The sequence below is a fragment of the Nitratireductor sp. J20-h4 genome, assembly GCF_056780505.1.
Genome location: NZ_CM165557.1, coordinates 1,408,229 through 1,426,718 on the forward strand (window position 1 = coordinate 1,408,229; position 18,490 = coordinate 1,426,718).

The 18,490-nt window shown below is 64.9% G+C and carries 22 protein-coding genes; 12 read left to right on the plus strand and 10 right to left on the minus strand.

Translation table 11 applies throughout. From position 1 onward, the window contains the following. Nucleotides 1–2: 2 nt before the first annotated feature. On the minus strand, nucleotides 3–2,294 hold the full coding sequence (locus ACT2B0_RS06850; protein WP_473462881.1) for a bifunctional salicylyl-CoA 5-hydroxylase/oxidoreductase: 2,292 nt from the start codon (nucleotides 2,292–2,294) through the stop codon (nucleotides 3–5). Between the two features lie 211 nt (nucleotides 2,295–2,505). Here ACT2B0_RS06850 and ACT2B0_RS06855 point away from each other — a divergent pair, with 211 nt between their 5' ends. Both ACT2B0_RS06855 and ACT2B0_RS06860 read left to right on the plus strand, forming a co-directional pair. Next, complete coding sequence (locus tag ACT2B0_RS06855; RefSeq protein WP_473462882.1) at nucleotides 2,506–3,339, plus strand: alpha/beta hydrolase; 834 nt, start codon at nucleotides 2,506–2,508, stop codon at nucleotides 3,337–3,339. An 84-nt stretch (nucleotides 3,340–3,423) separates the two neighbouring features. Then, complete coding sequence (locus ACT2B0_RS06860) at nucleotides 3,424–3,660, plus strand: Lrp/AsnC ligand binding domain-containing protein (protein WP_473462885.1); 237 nt, start codon at nucleotides 3,424–3,426, stop codon at nucleotides 3,658–3,660. 52 nt (nucleotides 3,661–3,712) lie between these two features. Here the strand turns inward: ACT2B0_RS06860 and ACT2B0_RS06865 are convergent, their stop codons facing one another. Further along, complete coding sequence (locus ACT2B0_RS06865; protein ID WP_473462887.1) at nucleotides 3,713–4,945, minus strand: MFS transporter; 1,233 nt, start codon at nucleotides 4,943–4,945, stop codon at nucleotides 3,713–3,715. A 235-nt stretch (nucleotides 4,946–5,180) separates the two neighbouring features. Beyond that, nucleotides 5,181–5,996 carry an enoyl-CoA hydratase-related protein gene (locus ACT2B0_RS06870; protein ID WP_473462889.1) on the minus strand — a complete coding sequence of 272 codons (816 nt, stop codon included), beginning with the start codon at nucleotides 5,994–5,996 and terminating at the stop codon, nucleotides 5,181–5,183. 112 nt (nucleotides 5,997–6,108) lie between these two features. Here ACT2B0_RS06870 and cysE point away from each other — a divergent pair, with 112 nt between their 5' ends. Both cysE and ACT2B0_RS06880 read left to right on the plus strand, forming a co-directional pair. Next, complete coding sequence (gene cysE / locus ACT2B0_RS06875) at nucleotides 6,109–6,930, plus strand: serine O-acetyltransferase (RefSeq protein ID WP_473462892.1); 822 nt, start codon at nucleotides 6,109–6,111, stop codon at nucleotides 6,928–6,930. 132 nt (nucleotides 6,931–7,062) lie between these two features. Then, nucleotides 7,063–7,269, plus strand: coding sequence for a DUF3126 family protein (locus ACT2B0_RS06880; protein WP_156714033.1), 207 nt, complete (start codon nucleotides 7,063–7,065; stop codon nucleotides 7,267–7,269). A 9-nt stretch (nucleotides 7,270–7,278) separates the two neighbouring features. Here the strand turns inward: ACT2B0_RS06880 and ACT2B0_RS06885 are convergent, their stop codons facing one another. After that, complete coding sequence (locus tag ACT2B0_RS06885; protein ID WP_473462894.1) at nucleotides 7,279–8,052, minus strand: hypothetical protein; 774 nt, start codon at nucleotides 8,050–8,052, stop codon at nucleotides 7,279–7,281. Nucleotides 8,053–8,161: 109 nt separating this feature from the next. On the opposite strand from ACT2B0_RS06885, the gene ACT2B0_RS06890 reads away from it, so the two are divergent. After that, entirely contained in the window at nucleotides 8,162–8,488 is a 327-nt protein-coding gene (locus tag ACT2B0_RS06890) for a DUF6949 family protein (protein WP_473462896.1), read from the plus strand. 30 nt (nucleotides 8,489–8,518) lie between these two features. Next, entirely contained in the window at nucleotides 8,519–9,046 is a 528-nt protein-coding gene (locus ACT2B0_RS06895) for a gamma carbonic anhydrase family protein (protein ID WP_473462898.1), read from the plus strand. Nucleotides 9,047–9,205: 159 nt separating this feature from the next. Here ACT2B0_RS06895 and ACT2B0_RS06900 read toward each other — a convergent pair whose 3' ends face one another. The 3 genes from ACT2B0_RS06900 to ACT2B0_RS06910 form a co-directional block, all read right to left on the minus strand. After that, on the minus strand, nucleotides 9,206–9,808 hold the full coding sequence (locus ACT2B0_RS06900) for a transglutaminase-like cysteine peptidase (protein WP_473465827.1): 603 nt from the start codon (nucleotides 9,806–9,808) through the stop codon (nucleotides 9,206–9,208). A gap of 471 nt (nucleotides 9,809–10,279) precedes the next feature. Further along, nucleotides 10,280–10,900, minus strand: coding sequence for a PilZ domain-containing protein (locus ACT2B0_RS06905; RefSeq protein WP_473462901.1), 621 nt, complete (start codon nucleotides 10,898–10,900; stop codon nucleotides 10,280–10,282). Nucleotides 10,901–11,017: 117 nt separating this feature from the next. Next, on the minus strand, nucleotides 11,018–11,650 hold the full coding sequence (locus ACT2B0_RS06910; protein WP_473462903.1) for a PAS domain-containing protein: 633 nt from the start codon (nucleotides 11,648–11,650) through the stop codon (nucleotides 11,018–11,020). A 372-nt stretch (nucleotides 11,651–12,022) separates the two neighbouring features. Between ACT2B0_RS06910 and ACT2B0_RS06915 the strand changes: the two genes are divergently transcribed. Then, nucleotides 12,023–12,754, plus strand: a complete 732-nt coding sequence (locus ACT2B0_RS06915) for a rhomboid family intramembrane serine protease (protein WP_473462905.1) — start codon at nucleotides 12,023–12,025, stop codon at nucleotides 12,752–12,754. A 102-nt stretch (nucleotides 12,755–12,856) separates the two neighbouring features. Then, nucleotides 12,857–13,288 (plus strand): CBS domain-containing protein, encoded by a 432-nt coding sequence (locus ACT2B0_RS06920; protein ID WP_473462907.1) that lies wholly within the window; start codon nucleotides 12,857–12,859, stop codon nucleotides 13,286–13,288. A gap of 43 nt (nucleotides 13,289–13,331) precedes the next feature. Here ACT2B0_RS06920 and ACT2B0_RS06925 read toward each other — a convergent pair whose 3' ends face one another. Continuing rightward, nucleotides 13,332–13,592, minus strand: coding sequence for a DUF6455 family protein (locus ACT2B0_RS06925; RefSeq protein WP_473462909.1), 261 nt, complete (start codon nucleotides 13,590–13,592; stop codon nucleotides 13,332–13,334). A 212-nt stretch (nucleotides 13,593–13,804) separates the two neighbouring features. On the opposite strand from ACT2B0_RS06925, the gene gatB reads away from it, so the two are divergent. Both gatB and ACT2B0_RS06935 read left to right on the plus strand, forming a co-directional pair. Beyond that, nucleotides 13,805–15,304, plus strand: a complete 1,500-nt coding sequence (gene gatB / locus ACT2B0_RS06930) for an Asp-tRNA(Asn)/Glu-tRNA(Gln) amidotransferase subunit GatB (protein ID WP_481658462.1) — start codon at nucleotides 13,805–13,807, stop codon at nucleotides 15,302–15,304. A 2-nt stretch (nucleotides 15,305–15,306) separates the two neighbouring features. After that, complete coding sequence (locus ACT2B0_RS06935; protein WP_473462912.1) at nucleotides 15,307–15,798, plus strand: GNAT family N-acetyltransferase; 492 nt, start codon at nucleotides 15,307–15,309, stop codon at nucleotides 15,796–15,798. 21 nt (nucleotides 15,799–15,819) lie between these two features. Here ACT2B0_RS06935 and ACT2B0_RS06940 read toward each other — a convergent pair whose 3' ends face one another. Then, entirely contained in the window at nucleotides 15,820–16,842 is a 1,023-nt protein-coding gene (locus ACT2B0_RS06940) for a DMT family transporter (RefSeq protein WP_473462914.1), read from the minus strand. Nucleotides 16,843–16,849: 7 nt separating this feature from the next. After that, on the minus strand, nucleotides 16,850–17,293 hold the full coding sequence (locus tag ACT2B0_RS06945; protein WP_473462916.1) for a hypothetical protein: 444 nt from the start codon (nucleotides 17,291–17,293) through the stop codon (nucleotides 16,850–16,852). Between the two features lie 234 nt (nucleotides 17,294–17,527). Between ACT2B0_RS06945 and ACT2B0_RS06950 the strand changes: the two genes are divergently transcribed. Both ACT2B0_RS06950 and ACT2B0_RS06955 read left to right on the plus strand, forming a co-directional pair. After that, on the plus strand, nucleotides 17,528–17,926 hold the full coding sequence (locus ACT2B0_RS06950) for an NADH:ubiquinone oxidoreductase subunit NDUFA12 (RefSeq protein WP_333666624.1): 399 nt from the start codon (nucleotides 17,528–17,530) through the stop codon (nucleotides 17,924–17,926). A gap of 148 nt (nucleotides 17,927–18,074) precedes the next feature. Further along, complete coding sequence (locus ACT2B0_RS06955) at nucleotides 18,075–18,476, plus strand: DUF2155 domain-containing protein (protein WP_473465829.1); 402 nt, start codon at nucleotides 18,075–18,077, stop codon at nucleotides 18,474–18,476. Nucleotides 18,477–18,490 lie beyond the last annotated feature (14 nt).

The following is an 18,490-nucleotide window of genomic DNA, read 5'->3' on the forward strand; positions in this document are numbered from 1 at the left end:
CGTCACACCTTGCCCGTCATCTGGTCCTGGCGTTCGGCCAGGCGGTAGAGCTGGTCGCGGCCGGGCAGATAGGGATCGGGCCACTTGACTTCGCGGTCGCCAAGCGCGGCGGCCTGGTGCAGCGTCCAGTAGGGATCGGCAAGATGCGGCCGGGCCAGGCACACGAGGTCGGCGCGGCCGGCCATCAGGATCGAGTTGGCGTGATCGGGTTCGTAGATATTGCCGACCGCCATCGTCGCCATGCCGGTCTCGTTGCGGATTCGGTCGGAAAACGGCGTCTGGAACATGCGGCCGTAAACCGGCTTGGCGCGGATCGAGGTCTGGCCGGCCGACACGTCGCAAATGTCGACGCCGGCCTCCCGCAGCAACCCGGCGATCTCGACCGCGTCCTGCGGGGTGATGCCGTCTTCGCCGACCCAGTCATTGGCCGAGATGCGCACCGAGATCGGCTTGTGGTCGGGCCAAGCGTCGCGCACCGCGCGATAGACTTCCAGCGGGTAGCGCATGCGGTTTTCCAGCGAGCCGCCATAATCGTCGTCGCGCGTATTGGTCAGCGGGGTGATGAAGGACGACAGCAGATATCCGTGCGCCATGTGCAGTTCGAGCATGTCGAAGCCGCAGCGCTCGGCCATTTCGGCGGCGGCAACGAACTGGTCGCGCACCATGTCCATGTCGGCGCGGTCCATCGCCTTCGGCCTGGCGTTTTGCGGCGACCAGGCGACCTCGGAGGCCGACAGTAGCGGCCAGTTGCCGGTTTCCAGCGGCGCGTCCATGTCCTGCCAACCGAGCTGGGTCGAGCCTTTGGCGCCCGAATGGCCGATCTGGGCGCAGATTTTGGCCTCGGTCTCGGCGTGGACGAAATCGACCAGCCGGGTCCATGCGGCCTCGTGCTCCGGGGCGTAGAAACCCGGACAACCCGGCGTGATCCGGCCCTCGGGGCTGACGCAGGTCATCTCGATATAGATCAGCCCGGCGCCGCCCTTGGCGCGTTCGGCATAGTGGGCGAAATGCCAGTCGGTCGGGCAGCCGTCGACGGCCTTGTACTGCGCCATCGGCGAGACCACGATGCGGTTCTTCAACGCCATGTCGCGCAGCTTGAAGGGCGCAAACATCGGCGCGCGCGCGATGTTGATGTCGTTACCGGCCTGGCCGTGGAACCAGCGCTCGGCGCCTTCCAGCCAGTCCTTGTCGCGCAGGCGCAGATTTTCGTGGCTGATGCGCTGCGAGCGCGTCAGCAGCGAATAGTTGAACTGGACCGGGTCGAGATCGAGATAGCGCTCGACCTCCTCGAACCATTCCAGCGAGTTCCTCGCCGCCGATTGCAGGCGCAGCACTTCCAGCCGGCGCGCGTCCTCGTATTTGCGAAAGGCGGACTCCAGATCGGGTTCGCTGGTGACGTAGTCGGCGAGTGCGATCGCGCTCTCCAGCGCCAGCTTGGTGCCCGAGCCGATCGAAAAATGCGCGCTTGCCGCCGCATCCCCCATCAGCGCCAGGTTCTTGTGCGACCAGCGCTCGCACAAAACCCGCGGGAAGTTGAGCCAGGCCGATCCGCGGATATGGTTGGCGTTGGAAATCAGCGCATGGCCGCCGAGATGGTCCTTGAAGATCGCCTCGCAGGTTGCGATCGACTCTTCCTTGGACATCTCGCCGAAGCCGAACCGCGCCCACGTCTCCTCCGAACACTCGACGATGAAGGTCGCCGTGTCGTCGTCGAACTGGTAGGCGTGCGCCCATACCCAGCCCTTGTCGGTCTCCTCGAAGATGAAGGTGAAGGCGTCGTTGAATTTCTGGTGCGTGCCGAGCCAGACGAATTTGCAGGCGCGCACGTCGATGTCGGGCTTAAAAATGTCGGCGAATACGGTGCGCGCCTTGGAGTTGAGCCCGTCCGAGGCGACCACGAGGTCGTAACGGTCCATGTAGTGCTGCGGCTCATCGGCCTCGGTCTCGAAGCGCAGGTCGACGCCGAGTTCGCGGGCGCGTTCCTGAAGCAGCAGCAAGAGCCGCATGCGTCCGATGCCGCAGAACCCATGGCCGGTCGAGACGGTCTGCGTACCGCGATAAAACACCGCGATGTCGTCCCAATAGGCGAAATGCTTGCGGATCTTTTCCGCGCTGGCGGCATCGTTGGCGGCGAGATTGTCGAGCGTCTCGTCCGACAGTACCACGCCCCAGCCGAACGTGTCGTCGGGGCGGTTGCGTTCGAAGACGGTGACCTCGTGGGCGGCGTCGCGAAGCTTCATGGAGATCGCGAAATAAAGGCCGGCGGGGCCGCCGCCGAGAATGGCGATTTTCATGTCGGGCGTTCCTCCCTGCGCGACGGTTGGATCATGCCAAAGGCCAGCCAATATTTCAAGCATGAAATTTCAAGGTTGAAATATTCCGTTCCCGGTCGCACTCTGGCGCCGGGCTCGACAAGGCCGCGAGAACTGGCGAGAAACGCGATGCGCCGGGATCGGTGCGCCAAACGAAGCCGGGCCGGGAGCGCCAGCCAGGGAGGAAAGCAGAGTGACCAATTATCGCCGTGTGGACGACTGGAACGACGCCTATGCCAACGGGCCCAACATTGCCGGCGGTGAGCGTTGGCCTGATGCCTGGGTGGAGCCGGCACAAGCCTTTCGCGATCGGCTGGCCGCCAAGGGCAGGGCGCATCTCGACCAGGCCTACGGCGAAGGCGCGCGCAACCGCTACGACCTGTTCATGCCCGAAGGCGAAGCCGCGGGGCTGGTCGTGTTCGTTCATGGCGGGTTCTGGCTGCGGCTCGACAAGAATTTCTGGTCGCACCTTGCCGCCGGCGCGGTCGAAAGCGGCTATGCGGTCGCCATGCCCTCCTACACGCTCTGTCCGCAAATCCGCATCGCCGGCATTGTCGAGGAGGTCGGCGTAGCGATCGCCCATGCGGCGGGGCGCATCCAGGGCCCCGTCATGCTTGCCGGCCACTCCGCCGGCGGCCATCTCGTCAGCCGCATGGTGTCGGCCACATCGCCGCTTGCGCCCACCCTGCGCGCCCGCCTCCGCAACGTGGTGTCGATTTCCGGTGTCCACGATCTGCGCCCGATCATGCGCACTGCCATGAACGCCGATTTGAAGATCGATGCCGAGGAGGCGCGCGCGCAAAGCCCGGCGCTGCTCGATCCGATGCCGGGGGCGCGCGTGTGCTGCTGGGTCGGCGGCAACGAACGCGCCGAGTTCCTGCGCCAGAACGCGCTTTTGGCCAATGCCTGGACCGGCTGCGGCGCCGAGACGGCCTGCGTGGTCGAGCCGGATCGCCATCATTTCAACGTCATCGACGGTCTGGCCGAGCCGGATCACGCCTTGACGCGAACCTTGTTGACAGGGTGAGGCCGGCGGCGGAAGGTCGCCCGGAATCAAGGGGGGCGTCACGCGCGCCCGGACAAGCGGACACGAAAAGGCAGGCTACCCGCGATGAGACCCGTTTTCGTACAAGTGCAGTGCTATCCAGGCAAAACCTACGAGGTTGCCGACGCGATCTTCGAGCGCGAGATCGTTTCCGAAATGTATTCCACCAGCGGCGATTATGATTTGTTGCTGAAAGTCTATGTCGAGGACGGTGTCGATATCGGCAAGTTCATTGACGAGAACGTCGCCAACGTGCCCGGCATTGTCCGCACGCTGACCACCTTGACCTTCAAGGCGTTCTGACGCCGCCACCCTGGATTGCAGGGGTTCGAGGGGCTCGGGCGACGCGCCCCGCTCAGGCTGGCACCGCGCCGCCCTTGCGCTTCGGGGTGCGCGTGCGCATCAGCAGGAACGCCATCACCGCGATGTTGAGCATGTTCCAGGCGATTCCGTTCAGGAAGGCGGCGCGGTAGGAGCCGGTCAGGTCGTAGATGAAGCCCGACAGCCAGCCGCCCAGCGCCATGCCGACGATCGTGGCCATGATGACGATGCCGATGCGCTCGCCGGCCTCGTGCGGCGGCAGATATTCGCGCACGATGATGGCGTAGCTCGGCACGATGCCGCCCTGCGACAGGCCGAAGATCAGCGACACGACATAGAGCGATGTGAGTCCGTCGAAGGGAATGTAGAACATCAGCGCGATCGCCTGCAGCACCGAGCCGAGCAGCAGCGTCTTCACCCCGCCGATCCGGTCGGCGATCAGTCCGGACGCGAGCCGGCTGACGATACCGGCGGCCAGCATCAACGACAGCATCTCCGCCCCGCGCGCCACCCCGAAGCCGAGATCGACACAATAGGCGACGATATGCACCTGCGGCATCGACATCGCCACGCAGCAGCCGAGCCCGGCGACGATCAGCAGGCCCTGCAGGGCGCGCGGCGACAGCCCGGCGGCCTGGCGTTGCGGCGGCGCGGAAAACGCGTATCCGGGCCGGAATTCCGGTGCCCGGCCGCGCAGCAGCACTGTCAGCGGCAGCATCGTGGCCAGGCAGAAAAGCCCGACCGCGCTGTAGGCGAAGCGCCAGCCGTCAAATTCCATGCCGGCATGCAAAAAAAACGGCCAGATCGCCCCCGCGATATAATTGCCGGAGGCGGCCGCCGCGACGGCGATGCCGCGCCGGCGCACGAACCAGCGCGAGATGTCGGCCATCATCGGCCCGAACGTGGCCGCAGCACCGAAGCCGGCCAGAACCTGGGCGGCGGCCAGAAGCCACACGGAGGGCGCCACCGCGCCGAGCAGGAAGCCGCTGCCAAGCATCACCACGGCTGTCGCGATCGGGATGGCGACGCCCATGCGGTCGACGAAGCGTCCGATGACGACATTGCCGATCGCGAACCCGACCATGGTCGCGGTATAGGGAATCGAGGCGTCGGCGCGGTTGACCCCGAACTCGATCTGGGCGGCGGGCAGCACGACCACGATCGCCCACATGCCGACGCTGCCGATCGTTCCCAGCACCATGCACAGCGCCAGCCGGTACCAGGAATGCCGGCTGTCAGGCAGAAGGGCGGTATCGCTGGTCGCCATGGCGGCGGGTTTCCTTTTCGGCACAACCATGCCGGCGCGGTCATGTATGCCGGCCGACGGGCCCGGACCATGCGTCCTGCTTCGACCCAGCCGCTAACGCCACGACCGGCCGTCTGCTGGGCCAGTTCGGCCGATTGGGGCCGTTCTGCTTTTCACCGAACCGCAGACCGGTTCCAATTTCTAATCCGAACGCGTTTCCTTACGGCGAACCGGCTTCCACTTCGCCTGGAAACGCTCAGCGTCCCGTGAAGCGGGGCGGGCGCCGTTCCAGAAACGCCGCGCGCCCTTCCGCGTAGTCGGCGCTGTCGAACGTGGCGTCGCCGAGCGCCACGGCGCGGGCAAGATCGTCTGCGCGCCCGCTCAGCGCGGCGCGGATCGACGCCTTGGAGGCTGCGACGGACAGTGGCGCATTGCCGGCAATGGCGCATGCGATCTCCGTGGTGCGGGCCTTGAGAGCCGCCTGGTCGGGCAAAAGCTCCAGCAGAAAGCCGGCTTCGTAGGCGGCCTCGGCCGGCAGGCGTGCGCCGGAAAAGCTGAGATAACGGGCCATTTGCGGCCCGCAGGCAGCCACGATGTCGGCCATCGCGTCGGCCGGATAGGCCAGGCCGAGCCGCGCCGCCGGCACGGAAAAGACGGCGCCCGTCGCGCCGAGGCGGATGTCGCAGGCCGCCGCCAGGCCGAACCCGCCGCCGAAACACACGCCTGCGATCGACGCGATCATCGGCACGCGGCAGCCGCGCAATGCCGCGAAAGCGGCCGAATTGGCGTCCTCATAAGCGCGTGCGGTGCCCGCGTCGCGGCGCACTTCGGCGAATTCGCCGATATCGGCGCCGGCGCAGAAATCCGTGCCGGCACCGCAAAGCACGATCACGCGCGCTGTTTTGTCTTTATTGAGAGCATCGACGGTCGCCGCGATCTGTCGCCACATGGCAAGCGTCACGGCGTTTTTCTTCGCCGGACGGTCGAGTGTCATTGTCACGACGCCATCGGCCGATCGCGCGATACCAAGACCTGGCGCCGAGTGGGCCGGTCGATCTTGAAAAACGCCCATTTCAATCCAATTGAACAAACGTTGACGAAATTGATGTTCTACGTCGGGGCGTTCTGACGTATGTTCTCAATCACCGCAAGCCGGTGGACCATATGGCTCAGGGAGCGAGATGATGACGGCACGCAACCCCGCCCGCGCAAGCGATATCCGCCCGGTGGACCCGATCTGGGAATCGGTGCGTCAGGAAGCGCTCGACGCGGTCGAGCACGATCGGCTGCTGGCGGCCTTCATGTATTCCACGGTGTTGAACCAGGATACCCTTGAGGATGCTGTCATCCATCGCGTTGCCGAACGGCTCGACCATGGCGATGTCGGCGCGACCCTGATCGGCCAGGCGTTTCGCGAAATGCGCAATGCCGATCCCGAATGGAGCGCGATCTTGCGCGTCGACATCCAAGCCTATTACGACCGCGATCCGGCCTGCCAGCGTTTTGTCGAGCCGGTTCTCTACTTCAAGGGATTTCACGCCCTGCAGACGCACCGGCTTGCCCACTGGCTGTTCAATCAGGGGCGGCGCGACTTCGCGCTTTATCTGCAAAGCCGTTCGTCCTCGGTGTTCCAGACCGACATCAATCCCGCCGCGCGTATCGGCAAGGGTATCTTCATCGACCACGCCACCGGCCTGGTGATCGGTGAGACCGCCGTGGTGGAGGACAATGTTTCGATCCTGCACGGCGTCACGCTCGGCGGCACCGGCAAGGCGGGCGGCGACCGCCACCCGAAAATCCGCCACGGCGTGCTGCTGGGCGCCGGCGCCAAGGTGCTCGGCAATATCGAGATCGGCCATTGCACGAAAGTGGCGTCGGGCTCGGTGGTGCTGGCCTCGGTGCCCAACAACAAGACGGTCGCCGGCGTGCCGGCGCGCATCGTCGGCGAGGCCGGCTGCGCCGAGCCGTCGCGCGCAATGGACCAGCTCCTGTCCGAAAAGGGTTGACGGCGCGCGGCCTTGGCCGCCGCGCCGGCGTGGGACGGACGACATTCAGGGTTTACAGGGCGACGACGCCCATGCCACATGCGGGCTTCATCAAGCCTTTTCAGACCTCGCCAATGCATCAGGAGACGCCGGTTGAAACCCGATGAGATCAGGAAGCTCGACGCCTATTTCAAGCGCACCTTCAGCAATCCCCAGCTTCAGGTGAAGGCACGGCCGCGCAAGGACGATTCGTGCGAACTCTATCTCGATGACGAGTTTCTGGGCATCATCTATCGCGACGAGGACGAGGGTGAATTGTCCTACAATTTCTCGATGGCGATCCTCGACATCGATCTGTAGCGGCTCGTTTCAGCCGGCGCGACCGAAGCGTTGCCGCGCCGCGTCCGCCTTGTCGGCGTCGCCCCTGACCACCGTGCCGGCATAACCGCGCACCGCCGCGTCGAGCCGCCGCCAATCCGCCAGCAACTCGGTTGGAAAGCGGTAGGTCAGGCTCAGTTCCTCGCCCACGAAAATGTCGCGCTCGCATTCGGCCAGCAGTTCGGATGCGACCGGACCCGACAGGCATCGCGCCACGAATGGCGCGCCGCCATCGCGCGGGCCGACCACAAGCATTTCATTCGCATAGCCTGATTTTTCGCTGAAGGCGTGAACGCGCAGGCCGCCTGGGCCGGGCCGGGCTTCGGTCTCGATCAGGGCGCTGTAGATCGGATCGTAGCGGCCGCTCATCTCGCGCGACATCATCCGCGGTTCGAACGACAGGAACAGGATGGAGCGGCGATCGCCGGCATGGTTGAAATCGGCGCGCGCCGCCGCCTGATAGCCGCTCATATCCGGCCAGCGCAGGTAGAGATGCAGGTTGGGCGCGATCCCGTCGCGACGCTCGCGCTCGAACCGGATCGCATTGGCCGGAACGACCAGCACATCGTTGCCGATGACGATTTCAAAGGGCGTCGTGTCCTCGGTATGACCGGCAAGCACGATCGAGCGGCCGAGCAGCTTGCCGCCAACGCTGATTCCGACCGCCGCGAGCGCCAGGAGCGCGAAACCGGCGAAGACACGCAGCATGAAGCGCTCGTCGATCGTTCCGCAGGATTGCGAATCGGCGGTATCGCTGCTGTGCACGTCAAACTCCCTTTTCCGGCCTGCTGTCCCCTGATGGCACGCCCGGCGCGGCATGGAACTTGCAAAGTCCCGAGAGACCTTGCGGTTTCATGGTAAAGGGACGGTAAACATGGCGCTGATTGCGACGATGGCGTTTGTGCTCGGCTGCGGCCTGACCCTTGCCGGGCTGTCCGGATCGCTGATGGAATTGTGGGCAGGACACCGCCTTGGCCTGCGCGAACCCTTTGTCTCGCCGCGCCATCTCGCACGATCGCTGCTTTTGACGATGCTCGCGGGGCCGTTCATGCTCGTCAACGAACTGTTTTTGGCCATCGGCGAGCGGCGTTGGCCGGTCGGCGCCGTCGTGCCCGGCACGATGCTCGCGGCGATCTGGCTCGCAGCCACCGGCACGATTGTCGCCGAGCTTGCATTCCGCGCCGCGGCGTTGTTTTCCTAACGGCGCGACAACGCGACAGGAGCAGTAATCGTGCCCATCTACGCTCTCGACGGCATCGAACCTGAGTTCGACGACCGCACGACCAACTGGATCGCGCCCGACGCGACCCTGATCGGCCGGGTGCGGCTCGGCGAAAGCGCCGGCATCTGGTTCGGCGCCGTTCTGCGCGGCGACAACGAGCCGATCGTGATCGGGGCCGGCTCCAACGTGCAGGAACACACTGTCATGCACACCGATATCGGCTTTCCGTTGACCGTCGGGCAGGGCTGCACGATCGGCCACCGCGCGATGCTGCACGGCTGCACCATCGGCGACAACAGCCTGATCGGCATGGGCGCGATCGTGCTCAACGGCGCCAGGATCGGCGCCAATTGCCTTGTTGGCGCCGGCGCGCTGGTGACGGAGGGCAAAACCTTTCCCGACAACAGCCTGATCGTCGGCTCGCCGGCCAAGGCCGTGCGCGAGCTGGACAACAAGGCGGTCGAACTGTTGAAGTGGTCGGCTGTCCATTATGTCGAAAACGGCCGTCGTTTCATGAAGGGGCTCGCGCCCGCCTGAGGCCGCGGCCTGCTCGAAACATCCGCATGCGCCTGCGCCCGCCCGGTCCGCAAAAAAGGCGGAGCCGGCCCGGGGACACGGGCCGGCTCCTTGGACCCGGTCGTTGGGGACGGGGAGGGTGGGGACTCGACCGGGTATCCCTTGATCTTGAAACGCGGCCTAGCGCACGCTGCCGACGGCGACGCTGCGGCCGTCCTCGATGCCCACCCAGGCACCGGCATTGCGCGTGGATTGTCGTTTCAAGTAGCGGTAATCGGTATCGGTCCAGGCCAGGACACGCGGCTGGAGATTGTCCAGAATGAAGTCGCCGTAGCTGGTATTGACAGTCAGGACCGCGTGGCCGTCGCCATTGGGCTGGCGCACCACCGTGATAAGCAGATTGCCCGACGGAACCCCTGCCTTCATCAGCAGCCTGCGCTTTTCGAGCACGTAATCCTCGCAGTCGCCGACACCTTGCGGGTAGGACCACACTTCCTCGCGGCCCCAGATCTCGTAGTCGGTCTTGGGCGCGACCGCCACGTTGACCGCGTGATTGATCTCGAGCATCGTCTTCCACAATGTCCGGGTGAGTTCGACTGGTTGCGAGGCGGCTTGGCCCGGATTGCACTCCGAGGGCATCCGCTTGCACAATTCGTAGTGTCCGACCGGCTGCGTTGTGCGGGCGCCCGTCAGCATGAACGGATTTGCCCCGTGCGCATGGCCGGCCGCCAGAACCATGGAGGCGACGCCCGCCGCCAGCAGAAAGGATCGTCCCTTGCAGATCATTGCCTTGTCTCCCCGTTTGACAAGACAATGGCACGCTCGAATTTATTTGACGCAAAAGAGCGAAGTGCAAATTAAGTAAAGCGTGAAAAGAATAAATATAAAAAACGAGATAAGCTCGAATAAATTCAAAGATGAACTTGAATCGAATTTGCGCGAAAATTGGCTAAAATTGATCGTGTTTGCCCTGGTGACGATGGCGATCCGATGGCCGGCGGCGCCGCGGCGCGATCGGAGCGGAGGCGGTTGCCGCGAACCGGGAGCAGGGGGCGTGCGGGCAGCCGGCGGGCCGGGCCTGCCTGAGGCGCGCCTGGCCCCGGAAGGCGTTCCGGGTTGCGTGTTGGAGCGCTGTGGGGATGGGGCATGGTCGCCCTGGCGCCCGCGGTGTCGAAGGCGCCGCCACGCGAGGTGCTTCAGCCGGTCGCGCAAAACCCGGCGTGCACCGCGTTTGCGTGGGAATGTCCTGGAAAACTATTCTTGGCGAGGCTGGCTGAACTCGGCCTGCAGCGATTCCTCGCGCTGCAGCACGGCGAATTCGATCGCAATGCCGTCTTCGAAGTGGCGCACCACGCGCCCGCGCATCGTGCCGAGCGTGACGGCCGTGCCAAGGGCGGGGCGCACGTCGATCTCGACGGCCGCGCCCGAAAGCGAAAGGTCGACGATCCGGCACTGATATTCGCGCCCGTCTCCGAGCCGCACGGTGCTGATCGGGTTGCGCGGCGTGATGCGCTCGTGCCGGCGGTCTTCCGGCAGGTCGAGTTCGTGCTTGTTGGCGAGCCAGGTGAGCTGCGCGGCAAGCTTGTCGCGCTTGCGCTCCGAGGCGATCAGCGTGATGGCGAAGCCGTCATTCTGCAGGCGCGTGATGACGCCTTCGATCCGGCCGATATGATCGAGATAGGCGATCACGCGTTCGCCGAGCGCGCCCACCCGCTCGCAACGCAAAAGCGCATTGCCCGGAGACATGTCGATGACCTGGCAGGGATGCTCTGTGCGATCCTCCAGCATATAGCGTCCGTAGACCTTGATGCGCACACGTTGAAAGTGGCGCCTCTCGGCCCGTGACGGCGCTGAATCGATCGCCAGTGACGTCATGTTATCCTCAGTCCGCGAATGGACATTACCTTCATAGGTTGTGAACGGTTAACAAGCGGTAAGCTGAGGCCTTTTCGCACACGGGATACGCGCGAGAACCGGGCGGCACGTTAAGCGCTAGGTGTCACGGCCACCCTCGATGACAACCAGATGCTTGAAACGGCGGCGTTTGGCGCCCTGGCCGCTCGACAGCGTCCCGGACGACGGTGCTAGCGACGGCACCGCGATCGCCGGCCGGTTTTTCAGGAACATCGGTTCGCGGTCGGGATCGACGACGCGCATCGAATCGATCCGGCTTTCCATGACCGGATCGTTGCCGAGCCAAAAGGGCTTTTCCACCGGGGCGAGGCTGCCAAGCGAACGCGGACTGTCGACGCCGCCTTCCAGCGGAAGCAGCAGCAACTCGAACATGCAACTGCGGCCCTGCTGCGTGATGCCCTCGAAACTGGTCACCGACACGGTTTTTTCGCGCAACGCGCCAGCCGCCAGCCGCGCGGCCAGGCTCTGGTCGCGCGCCGCCCACAGTGAGGAGAAGGCGAACCCCTTCAGTTCGCGGCCATAGGCTGCGCACAGACGGGTGCCGGCCAGCCGGAACACGGCCGCGCCGCGGCCGTCCTGTTCCAGAATGAAGGTGTCGGCCAGCATCGCTTTGATATCGGCCGGCTCGATCTCGGCGCGGCGCGGCGCGGGACGCCCGTTTCGGAGCCTGTCCCAATATTGGAAAAGTGCGATTGTCCCGTCGAGTTTCATGCATCCCCGTTTCGTTTTGCTCGTTGAGGTGTCTCATCACCGAACAACGGGAGCCTCCCGCTGCCGATACATGGAGGACGGAGCAGGATGCGTGCCAGCGCTAAGCCGGGTTGTTCACGGGGGCGTCGCGTTAAGGTTAACAAATGGTTTCGATTGCAGGCCGCGCGCCGGCATGTCATCAAGCGGGGACAGCACGAAGCGCTTGGCTTTATTGGCAAATTCTGCCAAGCGGCTCCGATCTCCAGGTTTTCGGGCAGGGGCTCGACCAGCCGTCCAGGGGCAACTCTGGGCGGCTTTTTTAACCATGACTTGCGTTGTCGCACCGAAGCGGGCGAAGTCGCCGCGAGGCGAATCAGCATGGTTGGAGCAAGGGTGACGGCACAATCCGATCCTGGCAACAGGCAGGCTTTGCCGCCCTCGCGCGGCGAGCCGGCCTTCAATATTCCAGGCGTCGTGCTGGCGTTCATCGCGCTGTGTGCGCTGCTTCATCTCGTGCGCAGCTACGCGATTTCGCCGGCCGAGGATATCGCGGTTCTCTTGCGCGCGGCCTTCATTCCGCTGCGCTATTCCGGCGCCTACGCGCTCGACCTTTATGCCTTTACCAGCCCGCTGACCTATTCGCTCCTGCATGGCGGAATGGCACACCTCGCCATCAACATGATCTGGCTGGCCGCCTTCGGATCGCCGCTTGCCAACCGGGTCGGCGCGCTGCGGTTCGTCCTGTTCTGGGCGGCGACAGCGCTGGCCGCGGCCGGCCTGCATTACCTGGTCTATCCCGAAAGCCCGGTGCCGCTGGTTGGCGCGTCCGGGGCGATTTCCGGCATGATGGGGGCGGCCGCCCGCTTCGGCTTCCAGATCGATCGTGGCGTACCGGGGCGGTCGCGCTTTGCCGGACCGGTCTTGCCTTTCCGCGCCGTTTTGCGCCGGCGTGCGGTCGTCACGTTCCTGGGCGTGTGGATGGCGATCAATCTGGCGACCGGCTTGTTGAGCGGCGCGCCCGGTTCGTCGGCCGTCATCGCCTGGGAAGCCCATATCGGTGGATTTTTGGTCGGCTTCTTCGCCATTCGGCTTTTCGACCGCCGCCGGGCACCGCGCCGATATTGAGCCGCCGACAGGCTTGCATTGGCTGAAAACCGGTAGCACCATGCATGGCCAAGGGCCGGTCGCCCTGCGGGGAGTTCCCGTTAATCAGCCCAGGAGGACGCCATGCTGGTCAGGACCATTCTCGCGGACAAGGGCGGCGATGTCGTCGTCATTTCGCCCGAAAGCACCGTCGACCAGGCGATCTCGCTGCTAGCGCAAAAGAAGATCGGCGCGGTCGTGGTCACGCGCGGCGACGGGCGGATCGCCGGCATCCTGTCGGAGCGTGACATCGTGCGCATGCTGGCCGCGGACGGCGTCGATGCACTGGGCAAGCCCGTGTCCAAGGCGATGACGGCCAAGGTGAAGGTCTGCCGGGAGGACAACAGCGTCAACGAGGTCATGGGCATCATGACCCAGGGGCGTTTCCGCCACCTGCCGGTCGAACGCGACGGCAAGCTCGCCGGCATCATTTCCATCGGCGATGTGGTCAAGCGCCGGATCGAGGAAATCGAGCACGAGGCCGAGGAGATCCGCAATTACATCGCCAGCGCCTGAACCCGCTCGGGGCGTGATCAGGCGGCTTCCGGGCCGCGGGGCATCACGCCTCTTCGGCGACGAAATCGAACAGTTCGCGGTTGCGGCAGTAAGACGGCGCGCGCGCGTGCGTGGCATCTGTCTCCAGCCACGTTCCGCATTCGGCGCCATGACGGCAGGACAGACAGCGCAGCGCGGCATTGCGCATCACCGACGCCTCGTCCGGCATGTCCAGAATGCCCTCGCGCACGCCGAGAGTGTCGATCATCTTCTCCATCAGATCGGCCCTCGCGGCGATCCTGTCGATGAAACCGAAAGCGCTCATGGTGCGACTCCTGTCCTCGTCCCTGTGCACGCACGATAGGATCGGCCGCATGGCCCCGCCTTGACTTCGATCAAACCGGCCCGAGGCCGCCAGCGGGGTTACCGGGGGCGGCGTAGAACCGGCCTTGCGGCTGGAGGGGCCGACAAAACCTTGCCTCGGTGGCGCCTTTGGTCTAGCGAACCTGCAATTCATCCAACGAGCAAGTCCGCATCATGACCATCATCGACACGCGCACGCCCGACCCCAAAAGGCTGATTGCAGGAGCCACCGGCGACTGGGAGGTCATCATCGGACTTGAGGTCCATGCACAGGTCACCTCGCGGGCAAAACTGTTTTCGGGCGCCTCGACGGAATTCGGCGCCGCGCCCAACGCCAATGTCAGCCTGGTCGACGCGGCCATGCCCGGCATGCTTCCCGTCATCAACGAGGAATGCGTGGCGCAGGCCGTACGCACCGGCCTTGGTTTGAAGGCGCAGATCAACAAGCGCTCGATCTTCGAACGCAAAAACTATTTTTTTCCTGACCTACCGCAGGGCTACCAGATCTCGCAGTACCAGCAGCCGATCGTCGGCGAGGGAATCGTCAAAGTGTCGGTCGGTCCCGACCGGCAAGGCAATTTCGAGGAGATCGAAGTCGGCATCGAGCGCCTGCACCTCGAGCAGGACGCCGGCAAGTCGATTCACGACCAGCACCCGACCATGTCTTATATCGATCTCAACCGCTCGGGCGTTGCGCTGATGGAGATCGTGTCGAAGCCCGATATCCGCTCGGCCGACGAGGCCAAGGCCTATGTGACAAAGCTCAGGACCATCCTGCGCTATCTCGGTACCTGCGACGGCAATATGGACGAAGGGTCCATGCGCGCCGACGTCAACGTCTCGGTGCGCCGGCCTGGCGGTGATTTCGGCACGCGCTGCGAAATCAAGAACGTGAACTCGATCCGCTTCGTTGGCCAGGCGATCGAAACGGAAGCCCGGCGCCAGATCGCCATACTGGAGGATGGCGGCACGATCGACCAGGAAACCCGGCTGTTCGATCCCGGCAAGGGCGAGACACGCTCCATGCGCTCCAAGGAAGACGCGCACGACTATCGCTATTTCCCCGATCCGGACCTGCTGCCGCTCGAATTCGACCAGGCCTATGTCGACGCGCTCGCCGCCGATCTGCCGGAACTTCCAGATGAAAAGAAGGAGCGTTTCGTGCGCGATCTCGGCCTGTCGGCCTATGACGCCTCGGTGCTGGTCGCCGAAAAGGCGGCGGCCGACTATTTCGAGAAGGTCGCGACCGGCCGCGACGGCAAGATGGCCGCGAACTGGGTCATCAACGATTTGATGGGAGCCTTGAACAAAGCCGGCCAGGATATTGAAGAGACTCCGGTTTCCCCGGGACAGCTCGGCGCCATCATCGACCTGATCAAGGAAGGCACGATCTCGGGCAAGATCGCCAAGGATCTGTTCGAGATCGTCTGGAGCGAGGGCGGCGACCCGCGTGACGTGGTGGAGGCGCGCGGCATGAAGCAGGTCACCGACACCGGCGCGATCGAAAAGGCGGTCGATGAGGTGATCGCTGCCAATCCCGACAAGGTCGAGCAGGCCAAGGCCAAGCCGACTTTGGCTGGCTGGTTCGTCGGTCAGGTCATGAAGGCGACCGGCGGTAAGGCCAATCCGCAGGCGGTCAACGCCCTGGTCAAGACCCGGCTCGGGCTCGACTGACCATGTTCGTGCGCACGGCAAGCGAGCGCGATCTTGTCGCCGTGCGCGCACTGCTGGTGGAGACCTGGCACGCCACCTACGACCCGATCTACGGCGTCGACCGCGTCGCCGAAATCACCGATGACTGGCATTCGCCGGCCGCTCTCAAGGGCAGGCTGACGCAGCCGCGGTCCGAATTCATCCTTGCCGATGACGGCCAATCGCTCGGCGGTGTGGCTTTCGCGAGCGCGGACGAGGACGGCCGGGCGGTGACGCTTCACCAGCTCTACGTCCTGCCGGCAATGCAGGGCAGGGGCATCGGCGGCATGCTTCTGGACGAAATCGTCGAAAGCTTTCCGCAAGCCCGGCGCCTCGTTTTGGAGGTCGAGGAGGCCAATGTGCCCGCGATCGCCTTTTACGAGGCGCACGGATTCTCGCTTGCGGGACGGACGCAGGATTGCGGCAAGAAGGGGTCCGGCATTCCGGCCCTGGTCTACGAGCGCGCGCTTGCCTGAGCGCGGCCGCGCGCCCGGGTTCTATCGCTCGCGCCGGAACGGCGTCTTCCAGCGGATGCGCCGGCCGAGCGCGGCCTCGCGGTAGAGCACGTAGAACCCGGCCGCCGCGATCAGCGCGATGCCGAGCCAGGCGACCGCGTCGGGCCAGTCGCCCCAGATCATGATGCTCCAGAAAATCGCCAGCGGCAGCGCGATATATTCGAACGGTGCGATCAGCCCGGCCTGCGACTGGCGATAGGCCTGGCTGACGAGATAACCGCCCGTCGAGGCGATCACGCCGATCGCCGCCAGGAGTGCAACGTCGCCGGCCGGCGGCCAGGTCCAGGCACGCAGCAGGAATTCCAGATTGGCGTTGCCGGTGCCGCTGTAGCGGCCGTCGCCGAAAACCAGCCCGACCATGCCGGAAAAGCCGATGAAGACGAGGTTGATGTAAAACGACATCGTCGAGGCCTTCGCCGCCAGGCCGAGCTTACGGGTGGTGATCTGGAACAGCGAATAGCCGAAGGCGGCGATCAGCGGCAGGAGGGCGGCGTACTGGAAGGCGCTGCCGCCGGGGCGGATGACGATCAGGACGCCGGCGAGCCCGACCAGAACCGCGAACCAGCGCCGCGGCCCGACCGTCTCGCCCAGCAGAACCACCGACAGGGCGGTGATGAACAAGGGGCCGACGAAATAGATCGCGGTCGCCTCTCCCAGAGGCAATGTCGCCAAGGCGGCGTAGAAGGTCATGTTGGCGCATACCACGATCATGCCGCGCATCAGGTGAAAGCCGAGGCGGTCGGTGCGCAGATCGCGATAGGAGCCGTCGAGCGGCACGAACACCGCCAGCGTGACGGTGATGCCGATCAGGCTGCGGATAAAGGTGATCTGGTGCAGCGGATAGTCGCCGGAGAGATATTTGATCGCCACGTCGTTGAGCGAAAAGGCTGTCGCCGCGCCCATCGCGCACAAAATGCCGACCAGGTTGGAGGCGACCGCCCCGCTGGCCGCCGGCACCGGCTGCGGGCCCGCCGTCATGAACGGCGGGCCGCTTCTGTCGGGCAAGGCGCTTTCATTCGACCGGCTGCTCCATGCCATCGGGGGTCCACAGCATCACCGGTGTGCACTCGATCAGCGCCTCGGCAAAGGCCGGGTCGCATTTCACTTTGGCGGCCTGGAGTGCGGCTTCCCGGCTTGCCCAGCCGCAGCTGTAGTCGTGCCAGTGCGGGCCCTCGCGGTGCTGCATGAACACGTCGACGCTCCAGCCCGCCGGATAGCACCAGGCGACCCGCAGGCAGTCGCCCGCCGCTGCCCCGCCCTCGGCGCATTTTTCCCGCGCGCAGGCGAATCCCTTGTCGGGATTGCCGGCTGCGCAGACGCCCGAGGATTGCTCCGGCGCCTGCACGAAGGCGATGCCGCCGGTGCCGGTGTCGGCGCGTACCGGACCGGCGACAAGAAGGCCGGCTAGGCAAGACGCGATCAGGAACGCGGTTGCTGACGTTGGCAATGCGGGCATGGCGCGATCCTTTCGGCAAGCGAGAGCCTGAAACGCCGGACAGGCGCCCCGTGCGAGCCTAGCGCGCCGTGCCGCCTGTTAGAAGTCTCAAATAAACCGGCCGGCGCGGCCTTGCCGCCCTGCGGCTGATTGCGGACAGGTCGACGCAAATCCTCGCGATGGCAACGCCCTGCGGCCTCTTGCTTTCCCGGGGCTGCGGCGGCATAAGGCGCACATGTGCGCGCGAGGCTGTCCATGAAGAATTTTCTGCTGCAGTTTTTCACCTGGTGGAGCGGACAAACGCTGGGCACGCGGTTTCACACCTGGCGCAAGGGCACCCTTGTCGGCGAGGACGAATTTGGCAACCGCTATTATCAGGGCGGTACGGATTCGGAGGGCCGCACCCGCCGCTGGGTGATCTATGACGGGCTTTCCGAAGCCTCGCGCATTCCGTCGGGCTGGCACGGCTGGATGCATCACCGCACCGACACGCCGCCTTCCAAAGAAGACTACAAGCCGCGCGACTGGCAAAAGCCGCACGTCCCCAACCTGACCGGAACCGCGCAAGCCTACCGCCCGCAGGGCTCGCTGCTGTCGCCCGGCAAGCGTCCGGCCGTCACCGGCGACTACGACGCCTGGACCCCGGGAAACTGAAGCGGGGCTTGGGCGGGCGCCTTGTCAATTTTGCCACAATGCCCCTTTAGCGGGTGAGGCAGGGGCGGTGAGGGTCGAGCTGGTCCGAACCGGCATATGCTCGTTGCGGGTAGGATTGGAAAAAATGCGCAAAGCTGCTCGTGTCTTGATGTCCCGGTGCCTGATTGTCGCAGCCGCCATCGGGCTGGCTGCGGGGGCCGCCTCGGCTGAACGAATCACCAACCCGGTCGCCGAATTTACCGGCATCGACAAGATCACTGGCCGCATCATCACCTTCGACGTCTATGTTGACGAAACGGTTCAGTTCGGCGCGCTGCAGGTGACGCCGCGCGTGTGTTATTCCAGCCCCGACACCGAAGAGGCGAAGACCGATTCCTTCGTCGAGGTCGACGAGATCACGCTCGACCGAAAGATCCGCCGCATCTTCACCGGCTGGATGTTCGCCGAAAGCCCGGGCCTCAACGCGGTCGAGCACGCCGTCTACGACGTGTGGCTGAAATCGTGCAAGCAGGACTCCAAGGTGCCTGCGCCCGAGGCGCGCGCCGACTGAGTTTTCGCGCGCAA